Raw genomic sequence first — 12,431 nt, forward strand, 5'->3', positions numbered from 1 at the left:
ACAATAGCCGCAATGCAATTCTCTCACAAACTCACTGAAAAATTAATTGCTTTTTATTTAAACTTAAGTGTAAAGCAATCCTCGATGCGCTGCCGCACGTTTCCAAAAAGCATGTAGAAACACCAAGAAATATGGGGGTATCGGGGCGAAAGGTCTGTTTCCTCGGAGAACTACGTCCAGGAAAACAGCATACCCCAGGGAGTATATCGTTGTCAGTACTGCATTAGCTCAGCATTAACACTGTTGTACCGTTACAAACGGATACAAAGTTTCTAGCTGGTTAAGGGTCACATACCCCGTGCCAAACGCACCGCGCGGCCCAGTTCGATCACCGACATGGCATAGAAATAACTGCGATTGTACTTTGTGATTGCAAAGAAATTAGCATTTGCGACCCAGTACTCGGTCGGGGCGGCGCCATTCTGCAGGTCGATCAGGCCGTACTGGCGCTGTTCCGGCAGCGGCGTCCGCGTGACGACGCCGGCGCCGCGCAGCTCGGCCGGCTCGTAGCGGGCCTCGAGTCCGCCCAGCAGCGGCTCCCAGGCAAGGCTCGGCGCGACTTCGGCCGGGAAGACCGAGGGACCGGTCGCATTCCGGTCCCAGCCATGGTTGACCAGGAAGTTGGCCACGCTGCCGATCGCGTCGGCGGCCGAGTTGCGCAGGTCGACGATGCCGTCGCCGTCGAAGTCGACGCCGTATTTCAGGATATTGCCGGGCATGAACTGCGGCATGCCGACCGCGCCGGCAAACGAGCCGAGCAGCGAGAAAGGATCGATGTTTTCCTTGCGCGCCAGCACCAGGGTCTTTTCCAGCTCGTTGCGGAAGAACTGCATGCGGTCGTTGCGGTTCGGCGATTCCGGATAGGCGAAGGCGAGGGTGGTCAGCACGTCCACCACGCGGAAGCGTCCGGTGTCGCGGCCATAGATGGTCTCGACGCCGATGATGCCGACGATGATCTCGGCCGGCACCCCGTAGATCGCCTCGGCGCGTTCCAGCAGGGCCGCGTTCTCGTTCCAGAAGCGGACCCCGGCATTGATGCGGATCGGTTCGATGAAGCGCTCGCTGTAAGCCTGCCAGTTCTTCGGCTTGCCCGGCGGCGCCGGTTTCACCAGCTGGACCGCGGAGTCGATAAAGCGGGTCTTGGCCACCAGTGCGTCCAGCGCCGCGCGGTCGAAGTTGTGGCGGCTGACCATCTCGTCTTCGAAATCGCGTACCGCCTGCCATTCGCCGAAGGCGACCTGTTCGCCGTCATAGTCGATCGCCGGACGCTTGGGCGCCGGCGCGGCTTTCGCGGCCGTGGCCTTGGCTTTTTTGCCAGCCTTGGCGGATTTGGACGCCTTGGACGCCTTGGCCGACTTGGCGCCGGCATGGTGGATCGAGGAGGAGGCGGCGGCGTGGGACGCGTGCCCGGCGCCGATGGCGAGGGCAAGCAGCAGCGGTACAAAAGATTTCATCGAACTCGGGACAGCAACTCTTTCAGGATAGTCGGCAGGCCGGCGCCATGCGGCTGGGACTGCGTGGGCGGCGCATAGCGCCAGGCGCTGTAGCGGCGCAGGAATTCGGCCGCGGCGGCCTTCGGTCCGGAGGCCAGCTCGGCGCCGGCGACACGCGCGGCATATGCCGTCGGGCCTTCGTCCGGCGCACGCGGCAGGCCCAGTTGGCCGAGGCGGTGGCACAGGGCCGAGTATAGCTTATCGACCGGGTCCATCCGCTGTTGCCGCGACAATTTTCCTGCGATCAACAACAGCGCGCATCCCAGGGCCAGCAGGGCCGCGCTGCGCCAGCCGAACAGATTGTCCTGCAGGCTTTCCAGCAAGGCATGCTGGCGCTGCGGCGTGTAGTTCAGCACCCACTGGTTCCAGCCATTGTTGGCGGCGGCGATCGCAAAGCGAACCTTGGCCAGCAGCGAACCGGGGGCCGGCTGCATCAGGCGCCCCAGGCCTTCGATGCCGAAGGGCGCCGGCGCCGGCAGCGCGCGCGCCAGGCTGCGCTGCACGCGCTCCGGCGCGACCGCGGCGGTGGGGTCGACCCGCACCCAGCCCTGTTCCTGCAGCCAGACCTCGGCCCAGGCATGGGCGTCCGACTGGCGCACCGTGAAGTAGCCGTCGATCGGATTCAGTTCGCCGCCCTGGTAGCCGGTCACCACGCGCGCCGGGATGCCGGCCGCGCGCATCAGGAACACGAAGGCGCCGGCAAAGTGCTCGCAGAAGCCGGCGCGGGTGGTGTACAGGAATTCGTCGACGGCGTCGCCGCCGAGCAGGGGCGGCTGCAGCGTGTAAGCATAGCCGCCGGTGGAGAACTGGCGCAGCACCGCCTGCACCCGCTGCATGGGTTCCGGATAGTCCTGGCGCAGGCGCTCGCCGGCGGCCAGCGTCTTCGGGTTGCGGCCGTAGGGCAGCTGCAGCCACTGGTAGGCATTGTCGAGCGGAGCGTCGGCCTGCAGGCTGAAGTCGACATAGGATGAGAGCTCGTAGCGGATCCGCTCGCGTACCGGATTTGACGCCTGCAGCTCCAGGTCGGGCGTCACGCTGGCGGCGTCGCCGGACATCTGCGGCAGGGCGCGCGGCATCTCGAGGGCGAACAGCCAGCGCGTGTTCGAGGGTTCCATCGTGACCTGGTAGTGCAGCGGCGCGCCGCGCACCGAGATCGACACGGATTGCGGCGCCTTGCGCCCGAAATGCGGACGCGGCAGCAGGCGGGTCCAGGTGCGGCCGTCGTAGGCGCCCAGTACCGGGCCGCGCCAGTAGAGCTGCGGCTGGGCCGGCGGCGGGCCGTCGAACTTCACGCGGAAGGCCGGATCGTCCGATTGAGCCAGGTTCGAGAACTGGCCCGGCGCCATGCTGTCGGACAGGCCGCTGCGGGCACCGCGGGCATCCTCGGGCAGGCCCCACAAGGGCCCGTCGACGCGCGGAAACAGGAAGAAGCCGAGGGCCGCCAGCGGCGCCGCCAGCGCCAGGATCTTCGCGCCCATCAGCAGGCGGGTGCGCAAGGGAGGCACCACGCCGGTCAGCTGAAAGGACAGCTGGGTGGTCAGGAGGGCCACCACCGAGACCAGCATCAGCAGGGCGGTGCCGATGCTCTGCGAGTAGAAGAAATTCGTCAGCACCAGGAAGAAGCACAGGAACACCACCACGAACAGGTCGCGCCGCGCGTGCATCTCCAGCATCTTGAAGGCCACCAGCAGCACCAGCATCGCGACCCCGGCATCGCGCCCGAGCACCGTGTGATAGGTGTGCAGCACGCCCGCCATCGCAGCGATCGCCAGCGGCACCAGCACCAGGTTGGCCGGCATGCGCCGTCCCAGCAGGGTGAGCAGGGCGCGCCAGGCCAGGGTCGCGCCGCACAGCAGGGTCACCCAGGGCGGCAGGTGGGCGGTATGCGGCAGCAGCACCAGCACCGTGCTGGCCAGCAGCAGCAGGGTGTCCTGCTTGTCGCGCGACAGCGGGAAGGCGGGGCGCAGGACTTTCATGTGGCCTCGGCGGCGCTGCCGTACAGCGCGAGCGCTTCCAGGCAGGCGGCCTGGTGTGCCGGCCCCAGCGCGGCCTCGATCCGCTGGCGGCCGAGCCGCAGCGCATAGGGCAGGGCGCGCAGTTCCGCCTCCAGCACCCAGCGCGCCAGGCGCGCCAGCTTCAGTTCGAGATCGAGCCGCGGCGGCAGCGCGTCGAGGTCGAGCACCAGCTCGTCCATCGAGCCGCCTTCGAACTGTTTGGTGACCAGCTGGCCGCCGAGTGCCGGGTCCAGCCGCGCGATGTGGCGCCAGGCCAGCTGGCGCAGCGGATCGCCCGGCTGGTAGCTGCGCACGCCGGCGAAGTCGTCGCTGCCGGCGCTCTTGACGCCGTCCGGACTCGGGTGGCCGCTGACCGGCAGCGGCGGCGCGTCCTGTTCGGGATAGGGATAGACCAGCGCGCGGCTATCGGGCTGCCAGTAGCTCCAGGCCTTGAACAGGCCGAGCGGGAAGCGGGTGGACAGGCGCACGCGCGGCGCATTCATCCAGCCGCGCCGGCTGCTGGTGGCGGACAGCACCACGCCGGTGCTCGAGCCGGCGGCGACGTCGACCGCATGGCGCGCATCCTTGACGGTGTCGAGGTCGACCCAGAGCGCGTAGCGGGCCAGGCGGGTGCGGTTGGCCAGCAGCAGCTCGAAAGATGCTTCTTCGCCCGCGAACACCGCGCCGGCGCGGCCCGGGCGCAGGTGCAGGTGGGCCAGGTTGCGGTAGGTATGGATCATGTCGACCAGCGCGCAGGCAGCGGCCACGAAGGTCAGGCCGAAGCCCAGGCCCAGGCTGTAGTTGACCGAGCCGATCAGCAGCGCCAGCAGCAGGGCGCCGAAGCCGAGGCCGGCGCGGGTCGGCAGGATGTAGACGCGGCGCTGGCTCAGCTCGACCTCGCCGCGGTCGCGCGCGGTGGTGCGTTCGCGCCAGGTGCTGCGCCGTCCGCGCAGCCAGCCGAAGATGCGGACCCCGAGCGGCAGCCTGGTCAATGCCGCGTCCACCATTCAGACCGGCACCGACTTCTGCAGCTGCAGCACCAGGTCGCGGCTGGCGCTGCCGCCCCCATGCGCGGCCTTCAGCGGCCGCAGGCGGTGCGCGCAGACCGGCACCAGCAGGGTCTGGATGTCTTCCGGGATCACGTGGTCGCGTCCCTCCAGCGCGGCCCAGGCGCGCGCCGCCTGCAGCAGGGCCAGGGTGGCGCGCGGCGACAGGCCTTCGGCGAACAGCTTGCCGGAGCGCGATTCCTGGGCCAGGGCCTGCAGGTAGTCGATCAGCGTTCCGGAGGCATGGATGGCGCGCAGCGAGCGCTGGGCATCGAGCAGCTCTTCCGGCCGCATCACCGGCTGCAGGGTTTTCAGCATGGCGCGCCGGTCCTCGCCCATCAGAAGCGCGCGTTCGGCGCTGGCGTCGGGGTAGCCGAGGGACAGACACATCAGGAAGCGGTCGAGCTGGGATTCCGGCAGCGGGAAGGTGCCGACCTGGTGCGCCGGATTCTGGGTCGCGATCACGAAGAAGGGTTCGGGTAGCAGCCGCGTGACGCCGTCGGCCGTGACCTGGCGCTCCTCCATCGCTTCCAGCAGGCCGGACTGGGTCTTGGGCGTGGCGCGGTTGATCTCGTCGGCCAGCAGCACCTGGGTGAAGATGGGCCCGGGATGGAACATGAAGCCGTTCTTCTCGCGCTCGTACACCGAGATGCCGGCCACGTCCGCCGGCAGCAGGTCGCTGGTGAACTGCACGCGGTTGAACCGCAGGCCCAGCGACAAGGCCAGGGCATGCGCCAGGGTGGTCTTGCCGACGCCCGGGACGTCGTCGATCAGCAGGTGGCCGCCGGCCAGCAGGCAGGTGAGGGCCAGGCGCACCTGCTGGTCCTTGCCCACCACGATCTGTCCGACCTGGCGCGCGGCGGAATGTAATTGTTTGAACATGGATGGCTTCTTCTCGTCGATCCGATGCGCATGGTAGATTAGCGTCATCGGCAATCTACCATGCGCAGCACATGAGCACAGCAATTTACAGCCACCCCGACTGTTCCCTGCACGAGATGGGCGACTGGCACCCGGAGACGCCGGCGCGCCTGCAGGCGATCGAGGACCAGCTGATCCTGGCCCGGCTGGACGGCCTGGTCGAGCGCTGCGATGGCCCGCCGGCCGACGAGGCGGCGATCCTGCGCAACCACAGCCAGGGCGCGCTGGACCTGGTACGCGAGAACCTGCCCGCGGCCGGCGAACACTATCCGCTCGACGGCGACACCCTGCTGTGCAAGGACAGCTACCGCGCCGCCCTGCGCGCCGCCGGGCTGGCGCTGGCCGCCACCGACGCCGTCATCGCCGGCAGCATCGACAACGCCTTCTGCGCGATCCGCCCGCCCGGCCACCACGCGCGTCCCGGCGAGCCGATGGGCTTCTGCCTCTTCAACAACGTCGCCATCGCCGCCCGCCATGCGCTCGAGGTGCACGGCCTGGAGCGGGTCGCCATCGTCGACTTCGACGTCCATCACGGCAACGGCACCGACGAGTCCTTCCGCGACGATCCGCGCGTGCTGATGGCCAGCTTCTTCCAGCACCCTTTCTATCCGTACAGCGAGCCGACACCGGTGACGGCAAACAGCGTCAACATTCCGGTGCCGGCCTACAGCGGCGGCGACGCGGTGCGCAAGATCGTGCTGGAGCAATGGTTGCCGGCCCTGCATGCGCACCGTCCGCAGATGATCTTCATCTCGGCCGGCTTCGATGCCCATCGGGAAGACGACCTGGGCGGCATGGCCCTGGTCGAGGCCGACTATGCGTGGATCACCCACCGGCTGCTCGAGGTCGCGCGCACGCACGCAAGCGGACGCATCGTCAGCTGCCTGGAAGGGGGCTATAATTTATCCGCACTGGGCCGCAGCGTAGCGGTGCACGTCAAAGCGTTGGCCGATCTCGACTGAGAACCACCGCAACGCAGCGGTATCTAACCTCGACAAACCACTGGACTGGAGGGGATATGAAACTGCTGCGCACTTTCATGGCGCTGTGCCTGTTCGCACTCACCGCATCGGCGGCGAACCCGGCAGCGGCGACCAACTACAGTCTCTGGATCAACGGCCGCACCGGCGGCGGCGCCATCGGCAACTACAACAGCTGGAGCTACTGGGGCCTCGGCACCATCAATGCCGGCGTCAACAAGAAGTCCGTCAACTGGGACGGACGCAGCAGCATCGCCAGTCAGAGTGGCCTCATCCGCAACGCCCTCGACTGCTTCTGCACCGGGAACAACTGGTGCTATATCGCAACCCACAGCGCGGGCGACCTGATGATGGGCTACGTGCTGGCCAACTACGGCGGCTCGGCGCGCATGAAGAAGAACGCGGTGCCGAATGCCTCCGGCGTGTGCAGGAATGCGGGCGGTGGCGCGCAGGCCGGCTGGAACATCAAGTGGGTCCTCTCCGCGGCCGGTTCCGGCGGCGGTTCCGAGCTGGCCGACTACGGCGCCTGGACCACCTCGGAACCGCTGGTGCAGGACGTGAAGACCAGTACCGCGCGCGCCATGTACAACCACAATGCCACGCACAATATCTGGTTCTACATGTATGCCGGCGCCTCCGGCGGACCGGGCTCCTTCCTCCTGCCGGGCCAGGACGACGGCGTCGAGGCCTACCACAGTGCGGGCGGCATCTCGGGCAGTTCCGGCAGGTCGCTCTGCAATCCGCGCGACTGGTTCTGCAACGACCTCACGCTGGGGGTGGCGCCCAACGAGGGCGGCAGCACCAAGTGGGCCTACCACTCAGTGTCCTTCCGCGACGATCGCGAAGTCTACGGCCACTTCACGGAAGCGAGCTGGAGCGGCATCGTCTCGGTGATGCTGGGCACGATGGTCAACTATGCGCGCTAGCTCGAAATGAGGCCATTTTCGCCACACTCAGCAGTTTGGCTCGCGCGGTGTGACTTGTAAATATGTCCCATCTACATTCGACTCGGCTCCCGCACGGTCGTGCGCTTTTTTGCGTACGCCTGTGTGGAGAAAAGATGAGACTGATACGCACGATACTGGCGGTGTGCCTGTTCGCGGTAGCGGGACTGGCATCGGCAACCAACTACACCTTATGGATCAACGGCCGCACAGGCGGCGGCACGATCGGTGACTACAACAGCTTCACCTACTGGGGCCCGTCGTCGACGGCGGCGGGCGTCAACAAGAAGGCCGTCAACTGGGACGGCTACAACAGCATCGCCTCGCAGAGCGGCCACATCCGCGATGCCCTCGATTGCTTCTGCACCGGGAACAACTGGTGCTATATCGCGACCCACAGCGCGGGCGACCTGATAATGGGTTACGTGCTGGCCAACTACGGCGGCTCGGCGCGCATGAAGAAGAACGCGGTGGCGAATTCCTCCGGCGTCTGCGGCAATGCGGACGGCAGCTCGCAGACCGGCTGGAACATCAAGTGGGTGCGCGCCGCCTCCGGCGCCGGCGGCGGCTCTGAGCTGGCCGACTACGGCTCCTGGGCGGTCTCCGATCCGCTCACCCAGGACCTCAAGACCGCCACCGCGCGCGCCATGTACAACCACAGCTCGGGCGGCGTCTCGGGCAGTTCGGGCGGCTCCTACTGCAACCCCAGCGATTGGCTGTGCAACGACCTGACCCTCGGCACCGCCGCCAACGAAGGCGGCGCGGCCAAGTGGAGTTACCACTCGGTGCCCTTCCGGGACGACAATGAGGCCTATAACCACTACACGAGCGGGAACTGGGCCGGCACCGTTTCCGTCGTCCGAAGTGCGATGGTGAACAGTGCGCTCTAACAAGCCACCGGAGAAAAAGCGCCGGCCGCCGAAGCCAAGGTCCGCACCGCGGCCCTGGCTGCGCCGGCTGGCACTGCCGGCCGTGGCGCTGGCGGTGCTGGCCGCGCTGGTCTGGAGCCTGATGGGCCATGGCGGCCCGGCGCCCGTCGCCACCGCGGCCCAGGCCCCGGCCCCGCAGGGCCGGGCCTTCTTCGATCCGGTGGGCGGGCAGGGCCTGCCGGCCGTCGACGAACGCGGCCAGCGCCGCCGCCAGCTGATCGAGAATGTCCGCCTGGCCGACCATACCTTCTGCAGCTACCGCGAGAGTAGCCAGTATCCGGTGGGCTCGCGCCCGATGGTCGAGAACGCCGACCAGAATCTTCCGAACGCGCCGGTCACCGACATGAACCCGATGCGCCTGCAGGGCGGCGGCGCGGACCGCGGCGTGCTGCTGCAGACCTCGCAGTCGCGGGTCTACATGGCGGCCAACGAGGCGGTGGCCTTCTCGCTGCGCGCCGTGGATGCCTCGAACCGGGTGCTGCCGCTGGTGGTCACGCGCGCGCTCAGCCAGGGCATCACCTATGCCGGCGCGCGCCAGACGCCGCAGGTGAGCATCCCCTTCGCCGACGACGGCAACGGCGCCGATCCGGTGCCGAACGACGGCGCCTTCGCCGGCGTGCTGGCGCCCGCGCAGACCGGCCTGGCCGGCTTCAACGGCACCATCCGCACCCAGGTCAGCTATAACGTGAACGGCAAGAACGGCATGGTGGTGTTCGATGTGATCTACACGCCCGAGCTGCCCGCGGTCTGGACCGGCCAGGTCCGCGAAGCGGTCGAGAACGGCTCGCTCAGCTTCATCCTTCCGGTCGAGGTGCGCATGCCGGGGCGCTACATCATCAGCGGCCGTGTCGACGATGCGCGCGGCAAGCCCTTCGCCCTGCTGACCTTCAACGAGCTGCTCGGCCCAGGTCCCAACGAGGTCAGGCTGACCATGTTCGGCAAGCTGATGYGCGACCAGGACGCGGCCCTGCCGCTGACCCTGCGCGACGTCGACGGCTATCTGCTGAAGGAAAACACGGACCCCGACCGCGCCCTGATGCCTCGCCTGGAAGGCAAGGTCTTCACCAGCAAGAACCATCCGCTGAAGGGCTTTTCGGACGCTGAATGGCAGAGCGAGGAGCGCAGCCGCTACCTGACCGAGTTCGGCAAGGACGTCAAGCTGGCGAAGAAGGAACTGGAGGCCTTCGACCCCAGCCAGCCCGCGCCGCCGAGCGAGTGCGCCACCAAGCCGGTAGCGCGATAGAATGTGCCAATGGCAGATTCGACGTTCAGCTACGACAAGCAATTTCAACTGAGTGCCCTGGCGGCATTGCCGCCGGCGGCGCGGCAGGCCTGCGCGGCGGCGGCCGCGACCCGGCTCATGCCGGCCTGTGAGCGCTTCGCTTCGATGCGATCCACCGGCAAGGAGGGCCGCGCGCGCGAGATCGTCGCCGAGCTCTGGCAAGCCATCCTGACCGGCGACGCCGGCCAGCAGCCCTGGCCGGCCATCCTCGATGAAGTCATGGCCATGATCCCGGGGCCGGAAGTGGAGGGCGGCTTGCTGGCGCAGATTGCCGAGGATGCGCTGGCCTCGCTGGCCTATGCGATCCGCTGCCTGCTGGTCGACGAGCCGTCCCAGGCCGAGTGGGCGGTGGCGCGCGAGTACGACTCCGCCGACCAGGCCGCGATCCGGCTCACCGGCGTGGTCCCGGATACCCCGAAAAAGGAGGCCAGGCTGCTGGCCCACCCCCTGATCCAGCGTGCGCTCGGACGCCAGCGCGCCGACCTGGCCCTACTGCGCCAGGGCGATGTCGCCGAGCTGTTGCGCCAGGCCGTGGCGAACCCGAGCTTCAGCGAACATGAGCTCGAGGGCTTCTCCAGCGTAAAATAGCGCCTTGTACGCAGATTATTGAGAATAAGTATGTCGATTCAATGGTTCCCGGGCCACATGGCCGCTGCCCGCAAGCAGGCCGCGGAGCAGATGGAAAACACCGATGTGGTCATCGAGGTCCTTGACGCGCGCCTGCCGGAGGCGAGCAGCAACCCGATGGTCGAGCAGTTGCGCAAGTTCCGCAACCGTCCCTGCCTGAAGGTCCTGAACAAGACCGACCTGGCCGACCCCGTGGCAACCGCCGCCTGGGCCGCCTGGTATGACGCCCAGGAAGGCGTGAGCGCCTATCCGATGACGACCAAGAAGCCGTCCGACGTCGCCCGCATCCCCGAACTGTGCAAGGCGCTGGCCCCGCACCGCGGCGTGCCGACCAAGCCGCTGCGCATCATGATCATGGGGATCCCGAACGTCGGCAAGTCGACCCTGATGAACGCGCTGCTGAAAAAGCGCGTGGCCAAGGTCGGCGACGAACCGGCCGTCACCAAGGCCCAGCAGAAGATCTACCTGGACAAGTTCACGGTGCTGGTCGACACCCCCGGCATGCTGTGGCCGAAGATCGCGATGGACAGCGACGGCCTGATGCTGGCCGCCAGCCACGCGGTCGGCACCAATGCCGTGATCGAGGAAGAAGTGGCCGAGTTCCTGGGCGGCTTGCTGCTGCAGCGCTACCCCCAGCTCCTGACTGCCCGCTACGGCCTCAAGACCGAGGGCATGGACGGTGTCGGCGTGATCGAGGGCGTGGCCGCGCGCCGCGGCTTCCGCGTGCGCGGCGGCGACTACGACTACGAAAAGGCGGCCCACGTGCTGCTGCAGGATTACCGCCAGGGCGCGCTGGGCCGCATCAGCCTCGAGACGCCGGCGACCCGCGCGGCGGCGCTCGAGCAGCACCGCATCGACATGGAAGAGAAGGCGCGCATCGCGGAGGAGAAGGCCGCGCGCAAGGCCGAAGAGGCGGCGCGCGGCAAGCGCGGCACCTGAGCCCTGCTCAGGTCTCCGTCATCAGCCCACGGCCCGGCGCATGAGCCTGGGCGAATCGCCGACCGGCTCGAAGCCGAAGCGGCGGTACAGCCCGTGCGCATCGGCGGTCGTCAGCATCAGCGAGCCCACGCCTTCCTGCTCGAGCTGCTCGAGCATGGCGGCGACCAGCAGCTTGCCGAGGCCGCGGCCGCGGTATTCCGACAGCACGAAGATGTCCTTCAGGTAGCCGAACGAAGCCAGATCGGTGACGACGCGCCCGAAGGCGGCGAATTCGCCGTCGAGACAAGCCACGAAGCACAGCGAATTGGCCAGCGCCTTGCGGACGAACTCGATCGATATGCCTTTCGACCAGTACGCTTCTTCGGCCAGGAAGCGGTGGATGCGTCGCAGCTCGGCCTCGGAAACCGTATTCGAGACCGTGAAATCGCCGCCCATGCCTCAGCCTTCTCCCGGCGCCGTTCCGAAGCGGAAGCTCGACACCGTCAGCGCGCCGAAGAAGGCGTCTTCGTGATACACGCAGGCGGCCTGTTCCTGCTCGGCCGCGCCCAGCGCCACCCACAGCGGCACCAGGTGGTCCTCGCGCGGATGCGCATGGCGCGCAAAGGGCGCCTCGCTCCAGTTCAGCAGGGCCTGTTCGCGGTCGGTGGGGGAGAGTTCCAGCAACACGTGCTGCAGCCAGGTGTCGAAGGCATGCGAGGCCAGCGCGCCGCCGGGGCCGAACTGGCGCAGGTTGTGGAAGGACAGGCCGCTGCCGACGATCAGCACGCCTTCGTCGCGCAGCGGCGCCAGCGCGCGGCCGGCGGCCAGGTGCACGGCCGGATCGTAGCCATGGCGGATCGACAGCTGCACCACCGGCATGTCGGCTTCCGGATAGACCGGGTAGAGCATCGAGAAGGTGCCGTGGTCGAAGCCGCGCTCCGGGTCCAGGGTGGCCGGATGGCCGGCGGCGCCGAGCAGGTCGGCCACGCGGGCGGCCAGTCGAGGATCGCCCGGCGCAGGGTACTGGATCTGGTAGGTGTGCGGCGGGAAGCCGCCGTAGTCGTAGATCATGCCGGGCGCCGGATTGCTGGACACCATGAACTGTTCGGTCTCCCAGTGGCTGGTCACCACCAGCACCGCCTTCGGCCGCTCGCCGGCCTGGCGCTTCATGTCGACCAGCGAGGCTTCCAGGCGGTCGTAGGCGCCGCCGTACTGGCCCTTCATCCAGGGCCAGGGACCGCCTCCGTGCGAGACGAAATAGGTGGGCAGGCGGGTGGGCATGGGGGCTCCTCGGCGG

At 67.8% G+C, this 12,431-nt stretch carries 12 protein-coding genes; 6 read left to right on the top strand and 6 right to left on the bottom strand.

Annotation, left to right across the window (positions count from 1 at the left end; all coding sequences use genetic code 11):
- Positions 1-287: 287 nt before the first annotated feature.
- Genes mltB through AB4Z32_RS20290 form a run of 4 tightly spaced genes read right to left on the bottom strand, consistent with a single transcriptional unit; the run spans position 288 to position 5,415 of the window.
- Positions 288-1,454 carry a lytic murein transglycosylase B gene (gene mltB, locus AB4Z32_RS20275; RefSeq protein ID WP_442123672.1) on the bottom strand — a complete coding sequence of 389 codons (1,167 nt, stop codon included), beginning with the start codon at positions 1,452-1,454 and terminating at the stop codon, positions 288-290.
- Positions 1,451-3,469: a transglutaminase TgpA family protein gene (locus AB4Z32_RS20280; RefSeq protein ID WP_442123673.1), complete on the bottom strand. Its 2,019-nt coding sequence runs from the start codon at positions 3,467-3,469 to the stop codon at positions 1,451-1,453. Before AB4Z32_RS20280 ends, mltB begins: the two co-directional genes overlap by 4 nt.
- Positions 3,466-4,470 carry a DUF58 domain-containing protein gene (locus AB4Z32_RS20285; protein ID WP_442123699.1) on the bottom strand — a complete coding sequence of 335 codons (1,005 nt, stop codon included), beginning with the start codon at positions 4,468-4,470 and terminating at the stop codon, positions 3,466-3,468. The genes AB4Z32_RS20280 and AB4Z32_RS20285 overlap by 4 nt, the downstream gene beginning before the upstream one ends.
- A 24-nt stretch (positions 4,471-4,494) precedes the next feature.
- Positions 4,495-5,415, bottom strand: coding sequence for an AAA family ATPase (locus AB4Z32_RS20290; RefSeq protein WP_442123674.1), 921 nt, complete (start codon positions 5,413-5,415; stop codon positions 4,495-4,497).
- A gap of 71 nt (positions 5,416-5,486) precedes the next feature.
- Between AB4Z32_RS20290 and AB4Z32_RS20295 the strand changes: the two genes are divergently transcribed.
- The 6 genes from AB4Z32_RS20295 to ylqF all read left to right on the top strand — a co-directional run bounded on the left by AB4Z32_RS20295 (position 5,487) and on the right by ylqF (position 11,155).
- A complete protein-coding gene (locus AB4Z32_RS20295; RefSeq protein ID WP_442123675.1) occupies positions 5,487-6,416 on the top strand; it encodes a histone deacetylase family protein in 930 nt (309 codons plus the stop codon).
- Between the two features lie 56 nt (positions 6,417-6,472).
- The gene (locus AB4Z32_RS20300; protein ID WP_442123676.1) at positions 6,473-7,360 is read left to right on the top strand and encodes a hypothetical protein; all 888 of its coding nucleotides are present in this window, start codon (positions 6,473-6,475) and stop codon (positions 7,358-7,360) included.
- A 134-nt stretch (positions 7,361-7,494) separates the two neighbouring features.
- On the top strand, positions 7,495-8,268 hold the full coding sequence (locus AB4Z32_RS20305; RefSeq protein ID WP_442123677.1) for a hypothetical protein: 774 nt from the start codon (positions 7,495-7,497) through the stop codon (positions 8,266-8,268).
- Positions 8,258-9,550, top strand: coding sequence for a choice-of-anchor X domain-containing protein (locus tag AB4Z32_RS20310; protein ID WP_442123678.1), 1,293 nt, complete (start codon positions 8,258-8,260; stop codon positions 9,548-9,550). The genes AB4Z32_RS20305 and AB4Z32_RS20310 overlap by 11 nt, the downstream gene beginning before the upstream one ends.
- A gap of 9 nt (positions 9,551-9,559) precedes the next feature.
- Positions 9,560-10,177, top strand: coding sequence for a hypothetical protein (locus AB4Z32_RS20315; RefSeq protein WP_442123679.1), 618 nt, complete (start codon positions 9,560-9,562; stop codon positions 10,175-10,177).
- Positions 10,178-10,234: 57 nt separating this feature from the next.
- A complete protein-coding gene (gene ylqF, locus AB4Z32_RS20320) occupies positions 10,235-11,155 on the top strand; it encodes a ribosome biogenesis GTPase YlqF (protein ID WP_442123700.1) in 921 nt (306 codons plus the stop codon).
- Between the two features lie 21 nt (positions 11,156-11,176).
- Here the strand turns inward: ylqF and AB4Z32_RS20325 are convergent, their stop codons facing one another.
- Both AB4Z32_RS20325 and AB4Z32_RS20330 read right to left on the bottom strand, forming a co-directional pair.
- Positions 11,177-11,590 carry a GNAT family N-acetyltransferase gene (locus AB4Z32_RS20325; protein WP_442123680.1) on the bottom strand — a complete coding sequence of 138 codons (414 nt, stop codon included), beginning with the start codon at positions 11,588-11,590 and terminating at the stop codon, positions 11,177-11,179.
- Positions 11,591-11,593: 3 nt separating this feature from the next.
- Complete coding sequence (locus tag AB4Z32_RS20330; RefSeq protein ID WP_442123681.1) at positions 11,594-12,415, bottom strand: DODA-type extradiol aromatic ring-opening family dioxygenase; 822 nt, start codon at positions 12,413-12,415, stop codon at positions 11,594-11,596.
- Positions 12,416-12,431: the final 16 nt, after the last annotated feature.

The sequence above is a fragment of the Massilia sp. 2TAF26 genome (genome assembly GCF_052115005.1).
Classification (GTDB): domain Bacteria; phylum Pseudomonadota; class Gammaproteobacteria; order Burkholderiales; family Burkholderiaceae_D; genus Telluria.